We start from the raw sequence: 26,749 nt of genomic DNA, 5'->3' as shown, positions 1-26,749 counted from the left end.
GCTAAGAAGGGTCATATCAGCCACGCTTACAAGCGTTGAATACGTCCGGCAGGTTTAGCTTGGCCGGCCGGCTTGCCGGACGTGTCCCGTTCAACGAGATAGTGTTCAAGCGCATCGACATCAAGAATGCCGGTCTCCTGTACGTGGCGGGCGTGCTTGAGGATCTCAAGTCCATCCCCTCCCTGGGCCATGAAGTTGTTCACTGTAATGCGGTAATCCTGGTCGAGCCGGATCGGCTGTCCATTCAGCTTCATGCTTCCGGAAACCACTTTCTGGCCCGGTTTGCCTGCCGGATTCCAGCGGTAGCTGAAGCCTTCCGAAACCTGCATCAGACTGGCGCTGTCGTCACTGCTCCATTGCTCCTCCATGAGCTGATAGAGCTGGGCACCGCTCAAGGTCAGCAAGGTCAGGGTATTGCCGAATGGCTGATTGGCGGCCAGTTGGGCGTAGGTCAACCTGGATTGGCCAGGCTCCAGAGTCAGATTGCTGCGGATGCCGCCTGCGTTCATGAGGGCAATCTGGGCGCCTAGCTTGCGTGTCGCCTGAAGTTGGGCATCGGCAATGAGATCGCCTAGCGTCGATTCGCCATTGGCATCGGTCATGCGGGTGATCTGGGGGACAGCAATACGTGCGATAGGCCGCTGAAGCACATGCTGGCTACGCTTTTCAACTTCCTGACGCAGCGCGGCGAGCGCTGGATCGGGGGTGTAGCGATGGGCGTCCACGGTCAGGTTTTCGCTGCTGGCCGAGACGATGTCGTGGGTCTTGGGGTTAATGCCGAGCCGTACATGGCTGACGAACTGCCCGTAGGAGCCGCCCTGAAAGACAAGGCGATTGTCCACGTGACAGGTATAAGACTGATGCGTGTGGGCACTGGCAACGACATCGACTGCCGGATCAAGGCGCTTGGTAATCTCGACGATAGGGCCGCGCAGGCGGGTGCAGTCTGGCGCATTGTAGGATTCATTCGTGCCTCCGCCCTGGTGAATGATTGCGACGATGGCCTCTACACCCTGGGCCTTGAGGGCAGGGATCTGGGCGTTGATGGCATCGGCTTCGTCCTGAACGCTCAGTCCGTTCATGCCAGCCGGCGAGACGATCCGGGCTACGTCTTTCAGCACGGCACCCACGAATGCGATTTTTTGTCCGTGGGCTTTCAGGATCTGGTAGGCCGGAAACACGGGTTTACCCGTCTGGTTATCGATCAGGTTTGCAGCTAGGTAGGTAAAGTGCGCCCCCTGGTAGTTTTTGTGCAGCTGGCAGGCTTTCTGGGGCCGGTTGGAAGCGCAGCCGCCATTGATGACCCGCAGCAGTTCATCCTTTCCGTTGTCCAGCTCATGATTACCGACCGCCGAAAGTTGCAGCCCCAATAGGTTCATGGCTTCGATGGTAGGCTCGTCCGCCCAGAGCGATGAGATGGGTGGGCTGCCACCGATGAGGTCACCGCTGGCAATGACCAGTAGCTCTGGATCCTGTTGACGCAGATAGTTGATAACGCCACCCAGCACCTCTATACCACCCGCTTCGATTGTGCGTTTGCCGTCGGGTGCGGTGGAGTCAGGGTAGGTCAGTCTGGCGGGTTGCAGGTAGCCGTGAAAGTCATTGAATACGGCCAGGTTGATCTCTAACGGTTGGGTCGGGGCCGAAGAGCAGGCCGTCAGCAGGAGGGACAAGGCCACAGGGCCCAGGGCAGCATAAGAGCGAACAGGCATCATCTAGCGCTTCCAGGTGCAGAGGGATATGCATGCCAGAGAGGCATACCAAGCGGATCGCTTCATCCTTTAAGCAATAGCATGCTTTCAACGAAACGGTAGGCGCAGTATGAAGCGGAGAGATGACAGAACAGCGTAAGAAGCCGGCTGGGCCGTTAGACAGCCCAGCCGTGATCGATCAGAGCACGGGCGAGCCGCCAGTGACAGGCACCATGGCACCGGAGACGTAGCTGGATTCATCCGAGGCCAGCATTACATAGACTGGCGCCAGTTCGACAGGCTGGCCAGGACGACCCAGCGGCGCCATCTTGCCGAAGCTTTCCACCTGTTCGGCTGGCATGGTGCAGGGGATCAGCGGCGTCCAGATCGGTCCGGGTGCCACGCTGTTTGCGCGAATACCTTTTTCGGCCAGAAGTTGCGCCAGACCTGCCGTGAAGTTGGCGATTGCTCCTTTGGTGGCGGAGTAAGCCAGCAGTGAAGGCGGCGCGATGTCCGCATTGATCGAGGAGGTATTGATGATGGAGCCGCCCTTGGGCATGTGCTTCACAGCCGCCTGGGTAATGCGGAACATGGCGGTGATGTTCACATCGAACGTGTGCACCCACTCTTCATCCGGAATTTCTTCCAGCGACTGGCGGGTCATCTGGAATGCGGCGTTGTTGACCAGCACATCGATACGGCCAAACGCTTCAACGGTTTTCTGCACGACGGCCAGGCAGTTTTCGCGCTGGCTCAAGTCACCTGGAATCAGGATTGCCTTGCGGCCTGCTTCGGTAACGAGCCGTGCCGTTTCACGGGCGTCTTCGTCTTCGCTCAGGTAGGAGATGGCAACGTCCGCACCTTCGCGAGCAAAGGCCAGGGCCACCGCGCGGCCGATACCGCTGTCACCGCCGGTAATGAGTGCGGCCTTGCCTTTCAGGCGGCCGGAGCCTTTGTAGCTCTGTTCGCCAAAGTCCGGACGCGGATTCATCTGGCTTTCATAGCCCGGATAGGGTTGGGTTTCGGCTGGCATGGGTGGCGTTGGATAGTCGGACATAAAGACCTCCTTTCAAGTGGTTAGAAAAACGGGTTAATGCGTGGCGCCCAGCACTGCAAAGGCTTGATCACCGTAGCCTGCAGCGCGCAAGGGCGTCCGAATGTCTTGCTCAAGGTCAGGTACGTAGCCGAACAGGACGTCAGCCGGTCCGGCTAACTGAATTTCTCCTAGCGCGGCAGGCAGCAGAAGGGTTTCGGCAGCGCCCAGGACGCCAGACCAGTTACCGGCCTGAATGCGGATGGGTGTGCCGACGTTGCTAAGCAGCGTGGCCTTGTTGAAACGGTAGGTAAGAGGCTTGGCGCCCGCACCGGCTACACGCCAGCGCTCCAAGGCAAAGTAAGGGCTAGCAGTACAGATTAAGCGATCAATGTCATCGCCTTGGGGCAGCCGGAAGCCGGGTGTGAATTCGGGTTGGGGTTCGAGATAGCACTCTTCGAGCAGCTGATCGATACCGTCAATCCAGTCCTGATGGCTGAGTGGCGAGCCGTCGGACATCTGCCAGGGCATTGCCTGTTGCTGGATATCCGAAGTCTGCTCGATCTCATAGATCAGCGTACCGGGGCCAAAGCTGTGCAGTGTGCCTCCAGGCACATAGATGGTCTCGCCTGCACGGACCGGCAGACGGCGCATGACGGCGTCGTAATCCTGGGCAATCAGGGCGCTGCGCAAGGTATCGCGATCAATCCCCGGCTTGATTCCGACCAGTGCGGTGGCACCGGGCTCGGCCCAAAGGATATGCCAGGCTTCGGTCTTGCCGTTGGGCTGGCATTCGAGACGGCGAGCGGTTTCGTCATCAGCATGCAAATGCACCGGCAACATGCCGCAGCCATCGATAAACTTGCTGAGCAGGGGGAAATAGGGACCATTAAACCCTGGGCCCACCAGCTCGGTGGGATAACGCTTCACCAGATCACGAAGCGATTGACCGGCAAGCGAGCCCTCGGTGACATTTGCAATGCTGCCTTCGACATCGCTGACTTCCCATGTCTCGGCAATACGGCCAGCAGGCAGCCCGCGGCGACCCAGTATTTCAGCAATGGCGTGACCGCCAAACATGTGGCTACGGATAGGGGTAGATAACCGAAGAGGGTACCAGTCCATGTGTGCTCCTTAGTACAGATGAGGAACAGGCAGGCAAAACAATCCCGTACGCTCACAAGGGCGCATGAGTCATTAAGAGCATGTAGATGTTTGGGTCTGGCCACGGTCGGCCGGTTTGTAGCCGACCATGGCGCAGTAGGTCTTACAGAATCGGCTTGCCGCCAGTGACCGCAACGCGAGCGCCAGACACATAGCTGGCTTCATCAGAGGCCAGCATGACATATACAGGCGCAAGCTCGGCCGGTTGACCTGCTCGTCCCAGCGGAACCTGGCTACCGAACTGCGAGGCCTGTTCAGGCGGCATGGTGGACGGAATCAGCGGTGTCCAGATCGGGCCGGGTGCCACGCTGTTCGCGCGGATGCCTTTTTCGGCCAGGAGCTGAGCCAGACCTGCCGTGAAGTTGGCAATCGCCCCCTTCGTGGTGGCATAGGGCAGCAGAGTGGCCTTGGGCATGTCTGAATTCACAGAGGTGGTGTTGATGATCGAACCACCTTTGCCCATGTGTTTGACGGCTGCCTGGGTGATACGAAACATGGCCGTGATGTTCGTATCGAACGTGTACACCCATTCTTCATCCGGAATCTCTTCCAGCGACTCGTGGGACATCTGGAATGCGGCGTTATTGACGAGTACATCAATGCGGCCGAACTCGGACACGGTTTTCTGAACGATATCCAGGCATTGCTGGCGCTTGCTGATATCGCCTGGCAGTAGCAGAACCTTACGTCCGGCTTCTTTCACGTAGCGCGCAGTATCCTCGGCATCTTCATGTTCGTTCAGGTAGGAAATGGCAACATCGGCACCTTCCCGAGCGAAGGCAATAGCCACTGCACGACCGATGCCGCTGTCTCCCCCGGTGATGAGCGCAACCTTACCAGCCAGACGACCAGATCCCTTGTAGCTCTGCTCGCCACAGTCCGGAACGGGTGTCATTTTGGATTGAAGTGCTGGCGGCTCTTGGGGTTGTTCGGGGAAAGGCGGGCGTGGGTAATCGGTCATGATGAATTCCTCCAAACGTGTTAGGGCGATGTAAAAAATGCGACATGCCATACGTTGAGCGGGTTCACCAAAAGAGATGAATGGTGCTGAAACGATAAAACGAGGCCATACGCCTCGCTTTATCGACTGAAGTGATCTACTTGGGCGCGTTGGCGTGCCAGCGAGGCGCTACGGTGGGCGTCCATTGTTCAAGCGCATTGAGCAGTTCATCCGGCGACTGGCTGACCTGAAGCATCTCGCGATGAGGGCCAGCCACAAAGCCCTGACTCACTGCATGATCCAGGAACTGTGCAAGGGGCGCGTAGAAGTTATTTACTTCCAGAAGGCCCAGCGGCTTGGCGTGATAGCCGAGCTGACCCCAGGTCCAGACTTCGAAGAGTTCTTCCAGCGTACCTAGTCCACCGGGCAAGGCAACAAAGGCATCCGCCAGTTCAGACATACGTGCTTTGCGTGCATGCATGCCATCGACTACTTCAAGACGGGTTAGTCCCTTGTGGCCGACTTCGGCATCCTGGAGGCTTTTGGGGATGATGCCTATCACCTCGCCTCCGGCTGCGAGGGTCGCGTCGGCCACGATGCCCATCAGGCCCACGGCACCGCCACCATAGACGAGCGTAAGACCGCGCTTGGCCAGGGCGCGACCCAAGGCTTCGGCAGCTTCACGGTAGATTGGGTCGGCGCCTGTCTTGGCGCCACAAAATACACAAACGGCTTTCAACGACATTGCTGATCCTTGGCTGGTAGGAGGCGTAAGCGTAATCCTCACGCCAAGGTTAACCAAGCCTTGTCATGATCAGTGCCGTAGTGCATGCGGGAGAGGTGGCCATGAAGCAATCGGCTGATCGCAGGTGCGCGCGTGCCGATTACTTCAGGCTGGAGGGAGCATCAGGCAGAGACCTGTTCAGGACAGGTGCCGCTGGCACCCAGAGCGTAGGCGATGAAAAGCTGGTTGATGTAGTCCGGGAATTTCATGGTGGGTACTCCTCAAGACGGCAAGTGACAGGGGCATCCTCTCAATATCAGGCTGGCCTTGCCGCTCAAAAGTTTCGATGGCAGCCATAGCCGTTTCGTTGCAAACCATGTTCCAGACGTTTTAGCGATTGGAACTCGCTTTCAAACATGCCAGTCTTCACTAAGTGAACACATGCGTTAGGAGATTTCATGAAACGTTCGCTTTTCGCTGTCTCTCTGCTTGCTCTGGCCAGCTCATCCGTATGGGCAGCCGACCAGTGCTCGGTCGATATTCAGGGAACTGATCAGATGACCTTCAGCACGGACAAGATCAAGGTCAATGAGGACTGCAAGCAATTCACGGTCAACCTGATCCATCCCGGTACGCTACCCAAGAATGTCATGGGGCATAACTGGGTCTTGACCAAAAAGGATGATGTCCAGGGTGTTGCCACTGACGGTATCGCGGCCGGTATGGACAAGGATTACCTCAAGGAAAACGATTCCCGCGTGATCGCCCATACCAAGGTGATTGGAGGTGGCGAAAAGACGTCCGTGACGTTTGATACCTCCACATTGAAGAAGGGAGAGGACTATGAATATTTCTGCTCCTTCCCCGGTCATGCGGCCATCATGAAGGGCACGCTCACGATCGACGACTGAATGTCGAAAGACCGATAGAAAGCCCGGCATTGACCGGGCTTTTGCATTTCAGGCTAACGGGGCTTCAAACCCTCCAGAATCAGTGCCTGCACACTGCTCAGCACTTCTTCGAAAAACACAGGGTCATCGAGGGTTTTGCCCAGGATGGCCTGAACCTGGACACGAAAGTCGGCGTAGTGCTGGGTGGTTGCCCAGAGCGTAAAGATCAGGTGATGCGGGTCGACCGGAGCCAGTTGACCGGCGTCGATCCAGGCGCGGATTACTGCAGCTTTGGCCTCGACCGTCTCCCGCAGGGGCACTTCCAGCTCGCTCAGGAGCAGCGGCGCGCCTTGCAGAATTTCCATGCAGAACAGGCGGGATTCGGCTGGGTAGTCACGAGAGATTTCCAGCTTGTGCCTGATGTAGCCCTTGATGGCGTCGATCGGGTCCTGCTCTGTGCTAAAGGTTTTCAAGGGGGCCAGCCAGATCACCAACAGCTGGCGTAGCACGTTGAGGTAGAGGTCTTCCTTGCTGCCAAAGTAGTACAGCAGATTGGTCTTGGAAACCTCTGCCTGGGCGGCTATCTGGTCAAGACTGGTGCCATGCAGGCCGTACCGGGAAAACAAGTCCAGCGCTGCCTCAAGGATGATGCCGCGCTTTTCCTCGATCTGCCGTCGGCGGCGCTCCAGTGTCGCAGCACTGGGCTTGCGAGTGGGCTTGCTGGGTGTGGATGAACGGTCCTGACTCACAACGACTCCTGCCTCTACAGCACGAACTGCACTTTATCGCGAGCGGCCTTGAGTGAGTACCGTCAGCCGAATTTCATGCTCGCCAGAGTAGCAGGCCGCCTGCGGTTTTCGCCCCATCATCGTGCAGGCTGCACAAGCCAGGTGCTCTTGTTCGGACCAAATGGTCCACGCTAAGAAGCAGGTTTTGACCTAACTCCTTGTTTGCCCAGCAGAAACCTAAAGCTGGCAGAGTTTGTGCTCTGTCCTTGGTATTCCTGGCTTGCGGTACGGGCGGGAAATCACTTTGACCCACGAGCGAATCCGAGGCTGAGCATGACTCTAGACATTGGCGTATTCATCCCGATCGGCAACAACGGCTGGCTCCTCTCCGAGAACGCACCGCAGTACAAACCTACCTTCGAGCTAAATAAGAACATTGTGCAGCGCGCCGAGCACTATGGCTTCGACTTTGCCCTGTCGATGATCAAGTTGCGTGGTTTTGGTGGCAAGACCGAGTTCTGGGATCACAACCTGGAATCCTTCACCCTGATGGCAGGCCTTGCCGCCGTGACATCGCGCATCAAGCTGTTTGCTACTGCCGCTACATTGACCCTGCCGCCTGCCATCGTGGCGCGGATGGCCTCTACCATTGACTCTATTTCCGGTGGCCGCTTCGGCGTGAACCTTGTAACCGGTTGGCAAAAGCCTGAATACAGCCAGATGGGCCTCTGGCCGGGCGATGAGTTCTTTGCTACCCGCTACGACTATCTGGGTGAGTACGCCCAGATCCTGCGCGACTTGTGGGGAACCGGTCGCTCCGACTTCAAGGGCGAGCATTTCCAGATGGAAGACTGCCGTGTCAGCCCGCAACCGCAAGCTGATATGCAGATCGTGTGTGCTGGCTCCAGCGACGCCGGCATGGCCTTCTCGGCACGGTACGCCGATTACAATTTTGTCTTTGGCAAAGGTGTGAACACGCCCAAGGCTTTTGCGCCGACCTCCGAGCGTCTTATGGCCGCCACCGCCAAGACAGGCCGCGACGTAAGCTCCATCGTGCTGTTCATGGTGATTGCCGGCGAAACCGATGAAGCGGCACGTGCCAAGTGGGAACACTACAAGGCCGGCGCCGACGAAGAGGCCATCAAATGGCTGGGGGCTCAGGCGGCAGCTGATACCAAGTCAGGCGGCGATACGAATGTACGACAGATGTCGGACCCGACGTCCGCGGTCAACATCAACATGGGTACGCTGGTGGGCTCCTACGCCAACGTCGCCCGCATGCTGGATGAGATCGCCGAGGTACCTGGGGCCAGTGGCGTGTTGCTGACCTTTGACGACTTCATGCAGGGCGTTACCGAATTTGGTGAAAAGATCCAGCCCTTGATGCAGAGCCGCCGTCATGTCACTCGGCTGCAGGAGAGTGCCTAATGAACGCGCTTGAATCCGTGGCAGGGTATGCCGTGCCGACAGGCAGCCAGGACGCGGTCACGCTACCTGCACGCCCTGAGCCCCTGCGGCTGAAGGCCAGCGAGACGGCAGTCATAGTCGTCGATATGCAGAACGCCTATGCAAGCAAGGGCGGCTATCTGGACCTTGCTGGCTTTGATGTAGACGCAACCGGCCCGGTAATCGAAAACATTGCCGGGGTGGTGGAAACCGCGCGTGCGACCGGTATCCAGGTTGTCTGGTTTCAGAATGGCTGGGATCCAGAGTATCAGGAAGCTGGTGGACCTGGTTCGCCCAACTGGCACAAGTCCAACGCGCTCAAGACCATGCGTAAACGCCCGGACTTGCAAGGCAAGCTGCTTGCCAAAGGCGGTTGGGATTATGCGCTGGTGGATCAGCTTCAGCCGCGGGAGGGGGATCTGGTCGTACCCAAAACCCGCTACAGCGGTTTCTACAATACGCCTCTCGATAGCCTCCTGCGTGCCCGCGGCATTCGTAACCTCGTGTTCGTAGGGATCGCCACCAACGTCTGCGTGGAGTCCACGCTGCGAGACGGGTTCTTTCTCGAATACTTTGGCGTCTGCCTGGGCGATGCCTGCCATCAGGCCGGGCCGCGCTCGGCGCACGAGGCGGCGCTATTCAATATCGAGACGTTTTTTGGCTGGGTTTCAACCGTTGCCGATTTCCACGCCACCTTCAAAAAGGACTGACCATGCCCAAGCACAGCGTGATTCCCGCCGGAAGCGGAAAACCCCTTGCGCCCTTTGTTCCAGGCTCACTGGCTGATGGAGTTCTGTATGTTTCCGGCACCCTGCCATTCGACAAGGACAACAATGTTGTACACGTAGGCGATGCCGCTGCACAGGCGCGGCATGTGCTGGAAACCATCAAGAGGGTCGTGGAGGAGGCCGGCGGAACGATGGATGACGTGACCTTCAACATGATCATGATCACCGACTGGGCGAACTACGGGGCGATCAACGCGGTGTATGCCGAGTATTTTCCAGGCGAGAAGCCCGCGCGTTATTGCATCCAATGCGGCCTGGTAAAGCCGGATGCGTTGATCGAGATCGCCAGTATCGCCCATGTGGGAACGTAAGTGAGCAAGTGAAGTGATGGGTATCGCTTCACTCAACCCATCTTATGAGTCTGTAGGTTGGGTCGAGCCGTCAGGCGATACCTGCTACCAGGGGATTCCCCGTCACGCATCTCATGAAACAACCCATGCGCGTTATCCAACGGTATACAGGGGAGCCTTGCATGCACTTCGAGATCCATGGCCGGCAGGATGCCGAGGCCGATACCATCGTACTGTCATCCGGTCTTGGCGGTGCGGGGGCATTCTGGACGCCGCAGCTCGCGGCGCTGGGCGAGTACTTCCGCGTGGTGACTTACGACCAGACCGGCACAGGCAAGAGCCCGGCGGTTATCCCTGAGGGCTATACCATCGAGGCCATGGCGCAGGATGTACTGGATATGGTCGATGCGCTGGGTATCACGCGTTGCCATTTCATGGGGCACGCCCTGGGCGGTCTTGTAGGGCTTCAGATCGGCTTGATGCGGCCTGAACTCTTGATCAGCCAGATTCTGGTCAACGCCTGGAGCAAGCCTAATCCGCACAGCGCCCGCTGTTTTGCTGTACGACTCGCTCTGTTGAACGATACAGGCCCGGCCGCCTACGTACAGGCCCAGCCCCTGTTTTTGTATCCCGCCGACTGGATGCTGCAAAACACCAAACGCCTCGAGGCCGACGAAGCCCATGCCCTGGCGTATTTTCCCGATAGCGAGAATGTGCGCCGACGTATCGCTGCATTGCAGGCATTCGATGTGGATACCCAGCTGGCGCAGATCAGAACACCCACCCTGATCGTTGCCAACCAGGACGATCTGCTAGTGCCGTGGGTGTGTTCCGAGCATCTGGCCAAACACCTGCCCGATGCGCAGTTCGAGCTGCTCAGCTACGGCGGGCATGCCTCCAGCGTGACGGACCCCGATACCTTTAACGCTTTAATGCTCGACTACCTGACCTGAATCCGATGACAGGAGCGTCGCTCCTGCAGTGAGGCTATGCCATGTCACTTGCCAACCTGAATATCGTTTCGCCCGTACAACCTCTTCGTGTACCCAAGCAGGACTATCGCGATGCCATGGCCCGGCTGGGCGCGGCGGTCAATATCGTGACGACTGATGGTCCCCAAGGCCGTGCCGGCTTCACGGCAACAGCCGTGTGCAGCGTGACCGACGAGCCGCCTACCTTGCTGGTCTGCCTGAACCGTTCAGCCTCGGTCTATCCGATCTTCAAGGCCAACGGCACCCTGTGCGTGAATACTCTGAGCAGTGAGCACAAGGCACTCTCCAATCTGTTTGGCGGTAAAACCGGTATGCAGGATCGATTTGCCGCGGCGTGCTGGAATACCCTGATCACCGGCTCGCCAGCGCTGGAAGGAGCGGTAGTCTCATTTGATTGTCGAATCGTTTCGATCAATACCGTAGGCACTCACGACGTACTCCTGTGCGAAGTGGTCGCTATCGAGCGCCAGGACGATGTAGATGGGCTGGTCTACTTCAACCGGAGTTATCAGGACCTGCTGACATCCGCTCCCTGCGGATAACTATGGTAGGGATGTGCTGAGCCGCTTATTCCTCGTAGAGTATGGGCTGACACATGGGTCGATTAGGCTGTGTCGGTTCGTACAAGAAAGGGTCGAGGATAAGAGTCCATGAGAGGTATCGTTTCTGTGCTGCAGTGCTGTAGCGCGGCACTGTTGCTGGCTGCCGGTTCGGCCATGGCAGAGCCGGAGCTGCTGCAGGGCACTGTCGGGCAGGCCAAGGTGCTGGTTGAACTGGATCTGGCTAAACCCGACGAGGTGACCGGGCGCTATTTCTACCAGAAGTACCACACCGATATTGCGCTCGACGGAGCGTTGGACAAGCAGCGTACCCTGCGTCTGAGTGAGAATCGTCCTTTTTTCAGCACGAAAAGCGTGCCCATGCAGTGGACGCTCAAACAGGGCGCCAATGGTCGCTGGACCGGCCGCTGGGCCAGCAAAGGCAAGACGCTCGATATCAGTCTTTCCCCTGTAGCGCTGCCGCCGGCACGTCCTGACGATTTACCCGCTCTGGACGAGCTGCGGCGTACATCACCCTACGAGTATCTGCGCCTGAAAGGGCTGAGCCTGAAGAAAGACAGGCAGGACACCTTTATGGGGTATGGTTTGCAGTGGTGGGTGGAGCCCGTTTCCCGCATTCGCCTGTTCCAGCTGGTTTCATCCCCTACGGCGATGGATCTGAGCGCTGCCAACAGGACGCTGCAGAATCGGCAGTGGCAGGAGGTGAACAGCTATTTTGGATGTCTGTCCGGGGCACGTGATCGTGAGACAGAGTTCGATCAGACGGTCAAACCGGTATTTATCAATGACTCTGTACTGAGCGTCAGTCTGTTCACCAGCTACGACTGCGGCGGTGCGCATCCAGACTTTGGTGATGCGCCGCTCAACATGGAGTTGGCCACCGGCAAGATTCTAGAGTTGGAAGATGTGTTCTGGCTGGGTAAGGGGCCGTCCATCCATTACGAGCGGGGCATGGATAATCTGGAGGCGTACTCCAACTACCGCGAGCAGTTGTTTGCCCCGTGGGTGGTTGACCAGTTCAAGCGTCTGTATCCCGAGCTGATGAACGACGACCCGAACGAATGCAATTACCAGGACCCTTCTGTCTGGCAGTTTTCGGTGTGGTATTTCGAGCCTCGTGGAATTTACCTGGGGCCTACTTTTGCCCGGGCCGCCAGAAGCTGCGATGAGCCAGGCGATACGGTGATTCCCTACAAGACCATCAAGGCGCATCCGGGGCCGGTCAAGGTCACGCTGCCGGAGTGATCGGATCAGACTAGCAGACTAGAGGCAGCCGGAGCGGCCTCTAGTCTACTCACTCAATGAGCTTGTGAAGGTGCGCCCACGGTACGAACAGGGGCAGACAGTTTGAGCAGAAGCACCGTAGCCGCCGCCAGTACAAACACCACGGCGTAGCCCTGATACAGCTGAGCCGGACCCCACTGCAGGTCAATCAGCCCACCTGCCACCAGTGGCGAGAGAATAGCCCCGAAGCGGCCAATGCCAATACCCCAGCCCATACCCGTTGCGCGTACCGAGGCGTCATATGCCATGGAGGCCAAGGCATACAACCCGGCAATGCAGCCGTTACTGAAGAGGCCAATGAGTAGACCCAGGGTAAAGGCCGTGGTCAGTGAGGAGGTGGAGGAAACGAACAGGCTGAGCAGCACGGCTGTGCAGGCCATGAAAACAGCCAGTAGATGACTGATCTTGAAGCGCGCGGCAAGCATGCCGATCAAGGCTGCGCCAAAGATGCCGCCAATGCTCAGCAATACTCCACCCGTTACGCCCTGCTGTGCAGAAAGACCGGCCGACACCAGCAGCTTGGGTGTCCAGCTCATGATGAAGTAGAAACCGAACATCGTCAGGAAGAATGAGCCCCAGATCAGCAGGGTGGTGCGTAGCAGCGCGGGTGAAAATAGCTGCTTGAAGCTGCTGCCCTTGTGCGCTTCGCGCAGGGGCTGCGGAGGCAGCTCGGTAAGCGGTGCATAGCCCAGTTTTTGGGCCAGACGATTGACCCGCACCAGGGCATTGTCCGGGCGCTTGGCCAGCAGAAAATCCAACGATTCGGGCAGACGCCACAGTACGAAGGGAATGATAGCGAACGTCACCAGGCCACCAAAGACGAAGACCGAGCGCCAGCCCCAGGCAGACAGCAATGCCACGGCAATAAGCCCGCCAATGGTGGCCCCGAGGGCATAGCCGGTGGATTGCAGGGTCACTGCAAGCCCACGCCACCGCTTGGATGAGTACTCGCTGGCAATCACATTACTGCTGGCCAGGATGCCACCGATACCAAGCCCAGTGATGGCCCGCAATACAGCCAGCTGAGTAGCTGACTGACTGAATGCAGACAGCAACATGCCAAGGCCTGCAACGGTTACGCACGCCAGAATGAGCGGGCGACGGCCAAAGCGATCCGCCCAGGGAGCAATAAATAGCGAGCCCGCAGCCATGCCAAACAGTCCTGCGCTGAGCAGTACGCCCAGCTGAGCGCCAGAGAGCTTCCATTCAGCGGAAACGGACGCGGCGGTAAAGGCCATGACCAGTACGTCGAAGCCGTCGATCATGTTTAACGCGATACAAATGATAATGGCGGTCCATTGAAAGCCGTTCATGCGGCCTTCATCGACAGCCCGGCGAAGGTCGTTATGCATGGCCCGCCTCCCGAATAGTGGTGGCGCGCAAGTGACGTGCATAACAGAGCAGAGGTAGCGGTGTCATGAGCATGGGGGTGCCTCTTGTTATTGTTGTAGTACTGAAAGTCTGCTCGAAGCGTTCAAGCCTTGATCGCGATATTCGAGGCAGACCGGATGCAGTACTTATACGACACCGCGGCCCTCTCGACGTAGAAGAGTGGCCGCTTAACGAACAGCTTTTGATGGCGATCTGATGACCTGACGGGCGTCCATCAGGCCTATCAGATATCCAGGACCAGCACAGCGCTCTTGGCGCGTGAGCAACAGGGCGTGAATTGATCGTTTGCAGCCTGTTCATCCTCTGTCATGAACATGTCCCGGTGTTCTGGCGTACCGTCCAGCACGCGGGTCAGACAGGTGCCGCAGATACCTTGCTCACAGGACATCGGAATGTCGAATCCTGCCTCCAGCAGAACGTCGAGTGCGGTACGTTCAGCGGGAACATGCAGGGTCTGTCCGGTGCTGGCAATCCTGAGGTCGAAGCTGCCATCGTTGGAGGTATCGGTGGGTGCTGCCGCAAAATATTCACGATGCAGTTGCTCCTCCGGCCAACCGTTGGCTTTGGCTGTGCTGAGAACGTACTCCATGAAGCCTGTCGGGCCGCACACATACACGTGTACATCCGGCTCCGGCTGGCCCAGCACTTGAGTGGCGTCCAGCTTCTGCTGCACGGGGCCATCGTCATGGTGAAAATGTACCTGACCGGCAAACGGTGAGGTGCTGATTCGCTCGACGAATGCCGTGCGATCGGCGGAGCGGGTGCAGTAATGCATCTCGAAGTCTGCGGCCATATTCGACAGACGCTCGGCCATGCACAGAATGGGCGTCACGCCGATACCGCCAGCAAACAGCAGGCTGCGTTTGGCGCCATGCGCCAGGGGAAACAGATTGCGCGGCTCGCTGATAGTGAGGTGTGTACCTTCCTTGAGCTGATGGACACCGAGCGAGCCGCCACGGGAGGCGGGGTCCTTGAGAACGGCAATCTGATAGCGATGGCGCTCGCTTGGCGGGTTGCAGAGCGAATATTGCCGAACGATGCCGTCCGGCAAGTGCACATCGATATGCGAGCCGGCACTGAATTCCGGCAAGGGTGAGCCATCGACACTGGCCAGCTCGAGGCTGCAGATGTCCGTGGCTTCGGTTTTCTTCGAAACGATCAGAACGTCGATCACGATAAAGTCCTCGGCTGAGTGGCCTGCCATGCAAGCCACCTCAATAGCAGGCGCCTCTGTACGAAGGAGGCGCCAGGGGCATCAGGCGGTAGCAATCATGCCCAGCGGGGCAGCTGCGCTACGCTCGCTTTCGATGAGGCGATCCAGAATCCGGCGCGACTGTACGCCGCCCGCGTCGATGTTCAGCTTCAGCAGTTGCCGTTCGGGATAGGCCAGCAGGTTCTGTTGCTGACGTTCCAGCATTTCCAGGTCTTCGGAGAAGATCTTGCCCTGGCCTTCACGGATGGTCGCCGTCAGCGCCTCGTCTTCAGGTCTGAAATTGCGCGCCATGCCCCAGAAGTACCAGATAGAGGTCTCGGTCTCCGGTGTAATGAAGTCGACCACAATGCTGGAGGCCTTGTATTTGGGATCGGCCTCGTAACCGCCATGCCCGGCATGGGCCACACCCACTTCAATCAGAACATGGCTTGGTGGCGTGAAGCGGCAGATCTGCCAGCGATCCACGGGGACGTCATCCGCCAGGTTGTTGCCGCGCAAGGCCATGCGCCAGAAGGGCGGGGCCATGATGTTTTCCATATGGCGGCTGGTGATGACGGTATCGCCTTCCACTTTCGTGATGGGTGCGGCTTCATCGATCTCCTTCTGCCCGATGCTGCTGGCATGGACATAGGTCTCATGGGTCAGGTCCATGAGGTTGTCGATCATCAGGCGATAGTCACAGTTGATGTGATACAGGCCGCCGCCATATGCCCACTCGGGGTTGTCGGCCCATTCCAGATGATGAATCAGGGCAGGATCGGCTTTTTCGGCCTCGCCGGTCCAGACCCAGATGAAGCCGTAGCGCTCTTCGACCGGATACTGACGGATACAGGGGAAACCACGAACGCGCTGGCCTGGCATGGCAACGGTCTTGCCATCGCAGCCCATCTCCAGGCCGTGATAGCCGCATACAAGGACACCGTCACGTACAAAGCCCAGCGAGAGCGGGGCGCCACGGTGAGGGCAGAAATCCTCCAGCGCCGCGACCTTGCCTTCCGGACCACGGTAGAAAACGATCTTTTCACCACAAATCTGACGACCGAGCGGTTTATCGGCGATCTCGTCAGGCGTACAGGCTACATACCACGTATTTTTCGGGAACATGGTGGGCTCCTCACAGGGCTGTTTTGTTTTTATTGGATCCAATACTTCGCGCTATACAGATGCTGAGTCAATCTATAAGTCACTATTGGATCCATTTTTGGTGCGATTAACGGCCATTGGGTTCGACGAACGCCGGGTTGCTCCCTGACGATAGCTGCCGCAGGTGTCGTGCCCAGCCGGAAGCTGCCTGCGCTAAGATGAATTGATTACAGCGCCGAGAGGACCTCATGAGCAAGCCAGGACAACGGGTGTTGGTCACATTACGGAAAATGATCGTGTCCGGTGAATTACCGGCTGGTGAGCGGCTGGTGGAAATTCCTACCGCCGAGCGGCTGGGGGTTTCGCGCATGCCGGTGCGTATGGCCTTTCGGACGCTGGAGCAGGAAGGATTGCTGTCCAAGAACGAAGGCCGTGGTTATACCGTGCGGACGGTGACTGGCGAAGAGATTGCAGGTGCGGTGGAAGTCCGGGGTGTATTGGAGGGGCTGGCGGCGCGACAGGCGGCAGAACGCGGTTTGGATCCAACGACTCAGGAAGCCTTGCAGCAGTGCCTTGCCACGGGAGATGTCCTGTTTGCCAAAGGTTATGTCACCGAGGAAGACATGGAGGTTTACCATGATTTCAACCGGCGCTTTCATCAGGTCATTATTGAGGCCAGCGGTAATCCTGCGATCAGTCATGCCTTGGCGCGTAACGATCACTTGCCGTTTGCCTCGGTCAGCTCGCTGGCAGTGGATCGCAACGACATGGCCCGAGAATATCGGCGCTTCAACTTTGCGCACATGCAGCACCATGCCATCGTCGATGCCCTGGTAAACAGACAGGGCGCGCGTGCAGAAGCTCTCATGCGCGAGCATGCCAACGCGACGATGCGCTATGCCGACCTGTTTGGCTCCCCGCACACCGATCACGAGGGGCTCAAGGTCATTCGCGATATGTAACAGCACCTGTCCTATTCGCCTTGTCGCTCGCACCCTCACCAATTCCTGCCTAAGCTGAGCGGACTTTCCGAATAAGAGAGGCCTCCATGAGCAAGATTATTCTGATTACCGGCGCCAGCCGGGGTATCGGTCGTGAAGCAGCGCGACTGGCCGGTGCACGCGGCTGGCGTGTGGGTGTGAACTACACGGCTGACGAGACGGCGGCTAATGAATGTGTGGCGCTGGTAGAGCAGGCTGGTGGCGAGGCGATTGCCATTCGTGGCGATGTGTCCGTCGAGGCGGACGTTCTGGCCATGTTCGATACCATTCAACACAAGTTTGGCGGGCTGGACGGATTGGTCAACAACGCCGGTATCACGGGGCAGTCCCTGCAGCTCGCCGATATGCCCATCGACCGTATGCGGCGTATGTTCGAGGTGAACATCCTGGGCGCCTTCCTGTGCGCGCGTGAGGCTGCACGGCGCATGTCTACCGAGCGAGGCGGCCGGGGCGGGGTGATCGTAAATGTGTCTTCGGTTGCCTCGCGGCTGGGTTCACCCAATGAATACGTCGATTATGCTGCGTCCAAAGGCGCAATCGACACCATGACGCTAGGGCTTTCCAAAGAGCTGGGACCGCAGGGCGTGCGCGTCAACGCGGTACGTCCTGGTCTGACCCTGACCGAGATTCATGCCAGTGGCGGCGATCCTGACCGCGGTTTGCGGCTTGGTGTCACGACGCCCATGGGCCGGGCAGGTGAGCCGCAAGAGATTGCCGCCGGAATCATCTGGTTGCTGTCGGATGAGGCCTCTTATGCCAGCGGTGCGATACTCGACATTTCTGGAGGTCGCTGAGCGAGCGGTTGAACCACTGCCGTTCGTCGTTGACGTAGTAGGTACATGGCATAACGCCGTGACCTTCTGATGGCTGGCGAAACGGAGAAAAGGCGTGACACGGACCCGGAAAATCATCGTCTGGACGCTAGGCATCCTGGTGACGTTAATCGTCGTGATGATCGTCTTCGTCTCGACGTTCGACTGGAACCGGCTCAAGCCTACCCTCAATGACAAGGCGTCAGCCGCGCTCAACCGTTCGTTCGCCATCAACGGCAATCTGGGTGTGGACTGGCGCCGCGAAACGGATCAGGGCGGCTGGCGGGCCTGGGTCCCGTGGCCGCACATCTCGGCGGAAAACATCGAGATCGGCAATCCTTCCTGGGCAAGCAACCCACGCTTCGTGCACCTGGACCGGGTACAGTTGCGGATCTCGCCTCTGGCGCTTTTGAGCAAGCAGGTCTATATCCCACGTATCGACGTGACCAAGCCGGAAGCCAACCTGCAACGCCTGGCGGATGGTCGTAATACCTGGACCTTCGACCAGGGCGACAAACAGGAAAAGGACCCAAACGAAGCATCCTCAGCCTGGACCGTGGACATCGGCACCATTGGTTTTGATGCAGGCCAGGTCGCCTATGACGATGACATCGTACAGGCCCACGTCAAAACCACGATCACCTCACTGGATGCTCCCATTGCCTATGCCGACATCGTTGGGCAGGCCGGGACTCAGCGGCAGCGGGCCAATGTCAAACAGACCCAGGCACTGCAATTTGGCTGGACCGTGAAGGGCCGGTACAAGGAGCAAGCCGTGGAGGGCAGCGGCAAGATCGGTGGGCTACTGGCATTGCATGATCCGGACGCACCCTTTCCCATTCAGGCCGATGTCCGCGCGGGTGCCACGCACCTAAATGTCTTCGGAACGCTGACCGAACCGCTCAAGCTGGGGGCTCTGGATCTGCGGCTCAAACTGTCCGGACAGAGCCTGGGGCAGCTCTATCGCCTGACGGGCGTAACGCTCCCGGAAACGGCGCCGTACTCGACTGATGGACACCTTACCGTTGTCCTCAACGACCCGGCCGGGCCACGTTTCCAATACGAGGACTTTTCTGGAAAGGTAGGGCAGAGCGATCTTCATGGAGATCTGCAATATACAGGGGGCAAGCCACGGCCAAAACTGACCGGCGAACTGACCTCCAATCAGCTGCTTTTTGCTGATCTGGCGCCTCTTATCGGCGCCGACTCTGCCGAGCAGAAGCAGGCTCGCGGTGAAGAGAACAAGCAGCCCGCGAACAAAGCGCTACCTGTTTCCGAGTTTCGTACCGAACGGTGGCGCGCCATGGATGCCGACGTGAAGTTTACCGGCCAGCGCATCGTTCAGAATGCCTCATTGCCGCTGTCTGATCTGTATCTGCATCTGAAGCTGACCGATGGCGTCCTGCTCATCGATCCACTGCGCTTTGGCGCCGCAGGCGGTGCGCTGAATAGCACGGTTCGCCTGGAAGGAGACAAGAGCCCCATGCCCGCCCGGATGGATCTGCACATACGGGGCGTCAAACTCAAGCAGCTGTTCCCTACGGTTGAAGCCATGCGTGACAGCTTTGGCGAACTCAACGGTGATGCCACCCTGACGGGAACGGGTAACTCGGTCGCAGCACTGCTGGGCAGCAGCAATGGTGAACTCAAGGTGCTGATGAATGATGGCTCCATCAGTCGTAGTCTGATGGAAATCGCTGGCCTCAATGTGGGCAACTATCTGGTCAGCCGCCTGTTTGGTGACGATGAGGTGGCGATCAATTGCGCTGCGTCGGATCTGCAGGTCACGAATGGACTGATGAAGACGCGTGTCTTCGTATTCGATACGGAAAACGCTTTGATCAACATCGACGGCACCGTCAACTTTGCCAACGAGCAGATTGACCTGTCCATTGAGCCGCACAGCAAGGGCTATCGCATCTTCTCGCTCCGCTCGCCTTTATATGTGAGGGGAACATTGAAGAATCCTTCGCCAGGCGTCAAACCCTTGCCCTTGGCTGCACGGGGCGCCGCTGCCGCACTGCTTGCTACATTTGCTGCCCCGGCTGCGGGCCTGCTGGCACTTGTGGCCCCGAGCAATAACAGTCAGGACAACCAGTGCAAGGCCCTGCTTCAGCAGATGAGAAGAGGGAACTAATCAGGCTTTACCGTTTATCTGTCAGGCCGCAACGAAGCGACCGTTCAGCGGGCGTGACAGAACAAGTGAAGGGTTATACCTCTCAAAACAGGTGTATCTCACTCAGGGAGACCGAAGCCATGAGCGATATGGGCCAGGAGTATGAAATTCACTACAAACTGCTGGGCGAACCCCACACCGACCGCATTGCCGACCTGAATGTACCGGTCACCGATGTGGTTCGTGAGCTGGCCGTCAAGCATCTGATTGCCGTCAACGATGCACAGTACCTGCTGTTCGATCTCGAACCGGGCTTGCCTATCGTGGGCATCAGTGATGTTTCGATCCACCGACTGGATGATGGAGTAGCGCAATGATTCGCGCATTCAGGGAAAACCTGACACAGGGTTTTGCGGGTGTATTACTGCTGCTGAGCGCTGTTGTTTTGGGCGGTTGTTCCACCGCCACGGTTGTGACCCTGCAGGATGGTACCGAGTACATCACCCAGGACAAACCCAACACTAAAACTGCTGATGGTTTCTATGAATTCAAAGACGTTTCCGGCCGCCAGATTCGCGTCCGGGCTGATGACGTAGCAACGATCAAAGCCGAAGACTGATCCGTCTGAACAGGAGGCACCTATGCCACGCGGCGACAAGTCAACCTACAGCGATAAACAAAAGCGCAAGGCCGAGCATATCGAGGAAAGCTACGAAGCCAAGGGCATGTCGGAAGACCAGGCGGAGGCGCGTGCCTGGGCTACCGTCAACAAGCAGTCTGGTGGCGGCAACAAGAGTGGCTCCGGCACACAGAAAAGCGAGACGGCCAAGCGCGCCGATCGTAAGGACTCTGCTCGCCGTGCGGTCGCAACCAAGCATGGGCATTCGCCGAATTCAGGACGCTCACCCAGTCGTAGCGCGTCCACGCGCGGACGTCGCGGCAGTACATCGCTGAGTGACATGACACGTGATGAATTAATGAAGAAAGCCGCAGAGCAAGGTGTTACTGGTCGCTCGCGCATGAAGAAAGACGAGTTGATCAAGGCCCTGAGCTGACCAACCCGATTTCGAATTACACAGACCTCTTCTGCATACCGTGGGTATGTGGTCTGTGCGGGAGCAGCTGGCGCATTAGGTGACCCTGCCCCACCTTGAGCGTATAAAAAAGCCCCAGCGCCTAATAGACGCTGGGGCTTTTTCGTCAGGGCAGAATCAATCCTGTGCCTGATTGGCTTCCGGACGGAACATGCTACCCGTCACCAAATAGCGCTCATGCCAGGAGAGGGCTTCCGGCAACAGGTGAGGCGTATGTTTGCCGTAGCTGCCGCTATTGGCCCGATCGATGTAATCGGCCAGCATGTCGCGATAGCTGGGGTGAACGCATTTTTCCAGGATGACCTTGGCACGCTGCTTAGGACTGAGCATGCGCAGGTCAGCCAGACCCTGATCGGTCACGATGACACTGACATCGTGCTCGGTGTGATCGACGTGACTCACCATTGGCACAATCGTGGAGATCAAGCCATTCTTTGCCGTGCTCGGCGCCATAAAGACAGACAGGTAGGCATTACGGGCAAAGTCGCCCGAGCCACCGATGCCGTTCATCATCTGGGTGCCCATGAGGTGCGTGGAGTTCACGTTGCCGTAAATGTCGGCCTCGATCATTCCGTTGAGTGCGATACAGCCCAGGCGACGCACCAGCTCGGGGTGGTTGCTCACGCCTTGCTGGCGCAAGATGATTTTCTTGCGCAGCATCTCAGAGTGTTCGAGGAAGCGGTCGATACCGGCGGGGCTCAGGGAGAACGAGGTAGCGGCCGCCAGATCCATCTTGCCACTGATCAGGAGTTCCAGCATGCCGTCCTGAATCACTTCCGTGAAGGCAGTCAGGCCGGAAAATTCGCTTTCGCCTAGCCCCTGCATGAAGGCATTGGCGATGTTGCCGACCCCGGACTGGATCGGTAGCAGGTTGGCCGGAATACGACCCTGACGCACTTCGAAGCGCAGGAAATCGATCATATGCTCGGCAATGGCCTTGGAGGCAGCATCCGGTGCCTTGAACGGGCTGTTGCGGTCTGGCGCGTCGGTCTCGACCACGGCCACTACTTTTTCCAACGGCACCTGCAAATAAGGCTCACCTACACGCTCACCCGGATGGGTCAGTGGGATAGGGGTACGGTTGGGCGGCAGGGCGGTGTCATAGAAGATGTCGTGCATACCGTCGAGCGCATCCGGCTGCCAGCGGTTCACCTCCAGAATCACGGCATCGGCCATGTCCAGCCAAGTCTTGTTGTTGCCGACCGAGGAGGAGGGCACCAGGCTGCCGTCTTCACGAATGGCGGTTACTTCCACCACGGCAATGTCAACCTTGCCGAAAAAGCCGTAGCGAACCTTTTCAGCCAGTTGCCCCAAATGAATATCCATGTAATCCAGCTGGCCGGCATTGATGCGGCTGCGCAGCTCGGGGTCGGACTGGAACGGTACACGCAACTCGATACCGTCGACGCGGGCCAGCGCACCGTCCAGTTCAGGCGCAGTGGATGCGCCCGTCAGGACACGAATACGAAACGGCTCGCCTCGGCCATGGGCTTCGGTGATGTGCTGGGCCAAGGCACCAGGAACGGCCTTGGGGTAACCTGCGCCGGTAAAACCGCTCATGCCAACGGTCATGCCATGGCGAATATGGCGAGCTGCCTGCTCGGCAGACATGCGTAGGGCAGCGAACGCGGGGTGGCGGATGCGATCACTCATCAGTGGAACCTCACAGCAAGGATAGAAGCATGCCCGCTTTCCAGTCTTATCATTGTCATGACGGGGCGGAGCTGCGGGCACCGTAGACCAAAACTAACGTTAGCGCCCTAATCAATAGGTCGTATTCTGCCCCATTGATAAGCGCGCTAGAGCGGCCAATTGTCGCAGATTAGTCGATCAGTTGCCGCTGATAATCTTCCCTGAACTGCATCAGTGAGCTACGCACGACTGTTACTGCGCCGTCGATCAAGCCGCAGCGCCCGCTGCCGGGCAGTAACTCGCACAAGCTTTCCAGGGCACGCAGATCACTGTGCAGACCGCCACCGGTATCGATCCGTCGTAGCAGGCGAGACAGCTGATAAGTGCCTGTTTTACAAGGTGGACATTGCCCGCAGGAACCTGCAGCAAAGAAGTCCACATACTCGGCCACCTTGCGTACGATGCTGGTGCCTTCGGAGATCACAATCATGGCCCCGGTCCCCAGGCTGGACCCGCGTGCCTTCACAGAATCGAAATCCAGCGCTACATCAAGGTGCTGTTCGGTTAACAGTGTATTAGATGGGCCGCCGGTAAAGACGGCCTTGAAGGCGCGGTCCTGCAGCATGCCGCCGCCGTGCTCGAAAATGAGCTCGCGCAGCGACGTACCCATCGGCAATTCATACAGACCCGGCTTGAGCACATCGCCGGAAAGCGAGTAGAGCTTGGTGCCTACAGCGCTGCCTATGCCCAGATGGCGATACCAGTCTGCACCATGCCGTAGGATATGCGAGACGTTGGCCAGGGTCTCGGTATTGTTGATCAGGGTAGGCTTGTTATCCACGCCGCATTCGGCCGGGTAAGGCGGCTTGCGATGGGGGAAGGGAAAGCCTCCGTCGAGGGTGGCAATGACGGCTGTTTCCTCGCCCCCAATGTACAGCCCTGAGCTTTCCACTACGCGCAGGTCAATTGGTCGACCCTGCAGAGCTGCCAGCTCCTGAAAGAGCGGCTCTGTCTGCCATTGCTGTACGGCCTGCCGCAATGACGCGACGGACGCGTGCTGATGGGGGTTCACATAGAGTAGTACATGGTTGGCCCCAATGGCCGTGGCGGCAATCAGTGCACCTTCGATGACTTGATGCGGGGATTTTTCCAGCAGTACGCGATCCTTGAAGGTGCCGGGCTCATCTTCATTGCCGTTGCAGACGACGTATTTATCCAGGTATGACGGTTGCGCAGCCGCAGGTGCCCATTTGCGATGGGTAGGAAAGCCGGCACCTCCCATACCCCTTAGGCCGGCTTCCTCCAGAAGGGGGATGATGGCGTGTGGTGCGGCCAGTGCCTGACGTAATCCCTGGCCGCCGCCCTGAGCGAACCAGGCTTGCAGATTGGCTCCGACCTGGGCTGAGGGTGAGAGCAGAACAGGTGTGAAACTCATGACGGTACTCCTCAGGACGGCGTCATGCCGGCCAGCATGGCCTGAACGGCACCGGGTGCGCTGGCACGCAGGGCCACATCGCGGCGCAGATCGAAATTGCCGTAATCAGGAAACAGACAGGGGCCGCAGACATGGGTGGGCAGCCCTGCCAATGTGATTTGCCGCTGCCAGTCGTACAGGTGATACAGACCTACCTTGGGGGCGGGTTTCGGACTGGCTGTCGCGCCTGCATGCTGCCCCGCCCGGCGGCCGAACGCGATGATTTCCAGCAAGGCATTGCCCATCATGCGGTTACGGCCGTGGATGCCACCGCTGATTTCGCCTGCGCAATACAGGCCGGGTATGGCTGTCGCGCCGTGTTCGTCGATTTCCACACCGCCGTTCTGGTAGTGCAGGGTAGGCCGTACCATCATGGGCTCGATCTTGGGATCGATTCCGCAGCGATGGGCCAGATGCCTCAGACTGACCAGTCGCTCTTCCAGGATGCCCGGACGCCTGCGCTCAAGACCGGGGGTATCCAGGAAGACGCCCAGATTACCGTCACGCTCCACCCCACGGCCCTCTGCGCACTCCTTGAGAATGGCAGCGGCCACTACATCGCGTGGTTGCAGCTCATCAACAAAGCGCCTACCTTCACCATTGATCAGCCAGGCGCCAGCAGAGCGCGCCGCCTCGGAAATCAAGCCGCCAACCAGGTGCGAAGGCCAGGCCAGGCCGGTCGGGTGGTACTGGAACGAATCCAGCTCCCGCAGTCGAGCACCCATCCGATACGCGAGCACCAGTCCGTCTGCGGTTGCACCGTAGTGGTTGGATGTTGGGAAGTCGTTCAGGTGCAGCCGTCCCGCGCCGCCTGTCGCCAGGATTACCCGGCTGGCGCGTACCAGAATGAACCCATGCCAGTCGAGGTTGTACAGCACGGCTCCTACGCATTGGCCGCTCTCGTCGGAGAGCAGCTCTACCAGCGGGCAGCGATTCCACAGCGAGATACGGTCATCCAGCTCCACGGCCTCACGCAGGACGCGCATCAGCTCAAGGCCGGTATAGTCGCGGTAGGAAAGGATGCGGGCGCATGTTGCACCGCCGGGTTTCTTGCGCAAGAGTTTGCCTCCTACCGGGCTGCCTTCGGCCAAGTCGAACAGCATGCCGCGGCTAATCAGCCAACGAATGCAATCAGGTCCCGACTCTGCCAGGCGCGCCACCAGCGTACGGTCTGCACACAGGTGGCCAGCGCGTAGGGTATCCTCGAAGTGACGCTGCAGGCTGTCTTCTTCACCGACAGCGGCCTGGATCCCGCCTTCCGCCATGACGGTATTGCTGTCACCCAGGCGTAGCTTGGTCGCCAGGATGACGCGTCGCCCCTGTTCGGCGGCTGTCAGCGCGGCCGCACAGCCCGCACCGCCGCCTCCGATGACCAGTACTTCGGTATTGATGACCGGTGCACCTGCCAGATCGGCATCACTGATCTGCGCATTGCTCTGCAGTAGAGCGGCCAGCCGGGAGGGGCATTCATCACCGCGGTTGGCCCCGATGCTCAGGCGAGTACGAGTGCCCTCCTGGTAGTCCGGGTGATAGCGTTGCAACAATGGTGTTTTGTCCACTGCCGGGGGCGCCATGCCGTCGCACCGGCTCAGGTTCGCCAGGGCAAGTTCGTAGGCAATTCCGCTCATGGCCAAATCCTCAGGTGAGCTCGACGTTTGGATCGACCGGCATGACGCCCAAGTCGATCTGACGTAGTCGCAGCAGCAGGTCGGAAGGACGCAACATCACGGATGCCGTCATCCGGCGAATGTACAGCCCCAGGTGGTTGGGCGAGATGTGTTCCGGGCAGGCAATGGTGCAGAGGTTGCACATGATGCATTCATCGAACACCTTGGCTGCGCTCAAATCGCCCGACGCGGCCAGATTAACGCCTTTCTGGACTTCAAGATGCTTGGGACAGGCACGGTCGCATCCGCCGCAGTGCCGACAGTGGCTGGCTTCGGGAAAGGCGCTGTTGATGCGATCCAGCAGGTTCCAGGTATCGTCCCAGTCGTTGGTGGTGTAGGTGTGATGGCGGTTCATCGGCAGATGATCCAGAAAGCTGACCTGCATGCCGTCCTCCACGGCGGTTTCACAAGCCAGGGCCGTCGTGACTTCACGCGAATCCTTGCGGCGCAGCAGCACGCGGCAGGAGCCGCATACACCTTGTCCCATGCAGCCGACACCATCGGTGAGCGGCTGTCCAGAGTCGATCACCGCCTCTAGAAGCGAGCGGCTGGTTGAAGTCTCAATACTGTGGCCGTTGATGGTCACGCGGGCGCTGAGGTCTGTCATAACACCTCCCTGACAGTCAGTGCGGGCGCGGAGTACGCCTTGATTAGCGCAAGGATAGACAGGTGGCCGTCAGTGCATACTGACCTGGCTCAATAGGCGGGAGGAATGGCTGGGTGACCGACGAAAGG

General features: G+C 58.6%; 27 protein-coding genes. 14 read left to right on the top strand and 13 right to left on the bottom strand.

The window, feature by feature from the left end; all coding sequences use genetic code 11:
• Positions 1-26 precede the first annotated feature (26 nt).
• From JQR86_RS16470 to JQR86_RS16450, 5 genes are all read right to left on the bottom strand, one after another.
• On the bottom strand, positions 27-1,715 hold the full coding sequence (locus tag JQR86_RS16470; protein ID WP_434153912.1) for a bifunctional metallophosphatase/5'-nucleotidase: 1,689 nt from the start codon (positions 1,713-1,715) through the stop codon (positions 27-29).
• A gap of 175 nt (positions 1,716-1,890) precedes the next feature.
• A complete protein-coding gene (locus JQR86_RS16465; protein ID WP_010796937.1) occupies positions 1,891-2,748 on the bottom strand; it encodes a glucose 1-dehydrogenase in 858 nt (285 codons plus the stop codon).
• A 33-nt stretch (positions 2,749-2,781) separates the two neighbouring features.
• Positions 2,782-3,849: a class I mannose-6-phosphate isomerase gene (locus tag JQR86_RS16460; RefSeq protein ID WP_434153910.1), complete on the bottom strand. Its 1,068-nt coding sequence runs from the start codon at positions 3,847-3,849 to the stop codon at positions 2,782-2,784.
• A gap of 142 nt (positions 3,850-3,991) precedes the next feature.
• Entirely contained in the window at positions 3,992-4,852 is an 861-nt protein-coding gene (locus tag JQR86_RS16455) for an SDR family oxidoreductase (RefSeq protein ID WP_112297618.1), read from the bottom strand.
• 133 nt (positions 4,853-4,985) lie between these two features.
• On the bottom strand, positions 4,986-5,573 hold the full coding sequence (locus JQR86_RS16450) for a TIGR00730 family Rossman fold protein (RefSeq protein WP_074823298.1): 588 nt from the start codon (positions 5,571-5,573) through the stop codon (positions 4,986-4,988).
• 65 nt (positions 5,574-5,638) lie between these two features.
• On the opposite strand from JQR86_RS16450, the gene JQR86_RS16445 reads away from it, so the two are divergent.
• Entirely contained in the window at positions 5,639-5,911 is a 273-nt protein-coding gene (locus tag JQR86_RS16445; RefSeq protein ID WP_286955599.1) for a hypothetical protein, read from the top strand.
• Positions 5,912-6,010: 99 nt separating this feature from the next.
• Entirely contained in the window at positions 6,011-6,463 is a 453-nt protein-coding gene (gene azu, locus JQR86_RS16440; protein ID WP_122043551.1) for an azurin, read from the top strand.
• 53 nt (positions 6,464-6,516) lie between these two features.
• Here azu and rutR read toward each other — a convergent pair whose 3' ends face one another.
• On the bottom strand, positions 6,517-7,191 hold the full coding sequence (gene rutR / locus JQR86_RS16435; RefSeq protein ID WP_150348086.1) for an HTH-type transcriptional regulator RutR: 675 nt from the start codon (positions 7,189-7,191) through the stop codon (positions 6,517-6,519).
• A 312-nt stretch (positions 7,192-7,503) separates the two neighbouring features.
• On the opposite strand from rutR, the gene rutA reads away from it, so the two are divergent.
• The 6 genes from rutA to JQR86_RS16405 all read left to right on the top strand — a co-directional run bounded on the left by rutA (position 7,504) and on the right by JQR86_RS16405 (position 12,491).
• Positions 7,504-8,598: a pyrimidine utilization protein A gene (gene rutA, locus JQR86_RS16430; RefSeq protein WP_407362811.1), complete on the top strand. Its 1,095-nt coding sequence runs from the start codon at positions 7,504-7,506 to the stop codon at positions 8,596-8,598.
• On the top strand, positions 8,598-9,326 hold the full coding sequence (gene rutB, locus JQR86_RS16425; RefSeq protein ID WP_150348085.1) for a pyrimidine utilization protein B: 729 nt from the start codon (positions 8,598-8,600) through the stop codon (positions 9,324-9,326). The genes rutA and rutB overlap by 1 nt, the downstream gene beginning before the upstream one ends.
• Positions 9,327-9,328: 2 nt before the next feature.
• Complete coding sequence (rutC, locus tag JQR86_RS16420) at positions 9,329-9,715, top strand: pyrimidine utilization protein C (protein ID WP_010796946.1); 387 nt, start codon at positions 9,329-9,331, stop codon at positions 9,713-9,715.
• 161 nt (positions 9,716-9,876) lie between these two features.
• Entirely contained in the window at positions 9,877-10,647 is a 771-nt protein-coding gene (rutD, locus tag JQR86_RS16415; protein WP_434153909.1) for a pyrimidine utilization protein D, read from the top strand.
• Positions 10,648-10,688: 41 nt separating this feature from the next.
• A complete protein-coding gene (gene rutF, locus JQR86_RS16410) occupies positions 10,689-11,228 on the top strand; it encodes an NADH-dependent FMN reductase RutF (protein ID WP_286788279.1) in 540 nt (179 codons plus the stop codon).
• Positions 11,229-11,336: 108 nt separating this feature from the next.
• Positions 11,337-12,491, top strand: coding sequence for a hypothetical protein (locus tag JQR86_RS16405; protein WP_010796949.1), 1,155 nt, complete (start codon positions 11,337-11,339; stop codon positions 12,489-12,491).
• A gap of 53 nt (positions 12,492-12,544) precedes the next feature.
• Here the strand turns inward: JQR86_RS16405 and JQR86_RS16400 are convergent, their stop codons facing one another.
• From JQR86_RS16400 to JQR86_RS16390, 3 genes are all read right to left on the bottom strand, one after another.
• Positions 12,545-13,882, bottom strand: a complete 1,338-nt coding sequence (locus tag JQR86_RS16400) for an MFS transporter (RefSeq protein ID WP_010796950.1) — start codon at positions 13,880-13,882, stop codon at positions 12,545-12,547.
• A 263-nt stretch (positions 13,883-14,145) separates the two neighbouring features.
• Positions 14,146-15,096 carry a PDR/VanB family oxidoreductase gene (locus tag JQR86_RS16395; protein WP_434154938.1) on the bottom strand — a complete coding sequence of 317 codons (951 nt, stop codon included), beginning with the start codon at positions 15,094-15,096 and terminating at the stop codon, positions 14,146-14,148.
• Between the two features lie 81 nt (positions 15,097-15,177).
• On the bottom strand, positions 15,178-16,239 hold the full coding sequence (locus tag JQR86_RS16390; protein ID WP_122043540.1) for an aromatic ring-hydroxylating oxygenase subunit alpha: 1,062 nt from the start codon (positions 16,237-16,239) through the stop codon (positions 15,178-15,180).
• Positions 16,240-16,466: 227 nt separating this feature from the next.
• On the opposite strand from JQR86_RS16390, the gene JQR86_RS16385 reads away from it, so the two are divergent.
• The 6 genes from JQR86_RS16385 to JQR86_RS16360 all read left to right on the top strand — a co-directional run bounded on the left by JQR86_RS16385 (position 16,467) and on the right by JQR86_RS16360 (position 21,202).
• Positions 16,467-17,180 (top strand): GntR family transcriptional regulator, encoded by a 714-nt coding sequence (locus JQR86_RS16385; protein WP_074823272.1) that lies wholly within the window; start codon positions 16,467-16,469, stop codon positions 17,178-17,180.
• 86 nt (positions 17,181-17,266) lie between these two features.
• Positions 17,267-18,013, top strand: coding sequence for an SDR family oxidoreductase (locus tag JQR86_RS16380; RefSeq protein ID WP_312270570.1), 747 nt, complete (start codon positions 17,267-17,269; stop codon positions 18,011-18,013).
• A gap of 94 nt (positions 18,014-18,107) precedes the next feature.
• A complete protein-coding gene (locus tag JQR86_RS16375; RefSeq protein WP_434153908.1) occupies positions 18,108-20,168 on the top strand; it encodes an AsmA family protein in 2,061 nt (686 codons plus the stop codon).
• A 119-nt stretch (positions 20,169-20,287) separates the two neighbouring features.
• Positions 20,288-20,524 (top strand): hypothetical protein, encoded by a 237-nt coding sequence (locus tag JQR86_RS16370; protein ID WP_010796957.1) that lies wholly within the window; start codon positions 20,288-20,290, stop codon positions 20,522-20,524.
• The gene (locus JQR86_RS16365) at positions 20,521-20,766 is read left to right on the top strand and encodes a YgdI/YgdR family lipoprotein (protein WP_010796958.1); all 246 of its coding nucleotides are present in this window, start codon (positions 20,521-20,523) and stop codon (positions 20,764-20,766) included. The genes JQR86_RS16370 and JQR86_RS16365 overlap by 4 nt, the downstream gene beginning before the upstream one ends.
• A 22-nt stretch (positions 20,767-20,788) precedes the next feature.
• Positions 20,789-21,202, top strand: coding sequence for a Rho termination factor N-terminal domain-containing protein (locus JQR86_RS16360; RefSeq protein ID WP_125887299.1), 414 nt, complete (start codon positions 20,789-20,791; stop codon positions 21,200-21,202).
• A 156-nt stretch (positions 21,203-21,358) separates the two neighbouring features.
• On the opposite strand, the gene JQR86_RS16355 is transcribed toward JQR86_RS16360, so the two are convergent.
• The 4 genes from JQR86_RS16355 to JQR86_RS16340 all read right to left on the bottom strand — a co-directional run bounded on the left by JQR86_RS16355 (position 21,359) and on the right by JQR86_RS16340 (position 26,621).
• Complete coding sequence (locus tag JQR86_RS16355; protein ID WP_125887298.1) at positions 21,359-22,894, bottom strand: acetyl-CoA hydrolase/transferase family protein; 1,536 nt, start codon at positions 22,892-22,894, stop codon at positions 21,359-21,361.
• Between the two features lie 169 nt (positions 22,895-23,063).
• The gene (locus JQR86_RS16350; protein ID WP_434153907.1) at positions 23,064-24,308 is read right to left on the bottom strand and encodes a complex I 51 kDa subunit family protein; all 1,245 of its coding nucleotides are present in this window, start codon (positions 24,306-24,308) and stop codon (positions 23,064-23,066) included.
• An 11-nt stretch (positions 24,309-24,319) separates the two neighbouring features.
• Positions 24,320-25,975, bottom strand: a complete 1,656-nt coding sequence (locus JQR86_RS16345) for an FAD-binding protein (protein WP_434153906.1) — start codon at positions 25,973-25,975, stop codon at positions 24,320-24,322.
• A gap of 10 nt (positions 25,976-25,985) precedes the next feature.
• A complete protein-coding gene (locus JQR86_RS16340; RefSeq protein ID WP_010796963.1) occupies positions 25,986-26,621 on the bottom strand; it encodes a 4Fe-4S dicluster domain-containing protein in 636 nt (211 codons plus the stop codon).
• Between the last annotated feature and the right edge of the window lie 128 nt (positions 26,622-26,749).

The organism is Pseudomonas sp. JZ134 (assembly GCF_051027695.1).
Taxonomy (GTDB): Bacteria; Pseudomonadota; Gammaproteobacteria; order Pseudomonadales; family Pseudomonadaceae; genus Chryseomonas; species Chryseomonas luteola.
Note: the sequence above shows the minus strand (reverse complement) of the source record. Positions and strands in the feature narration are given on the sequence as shown.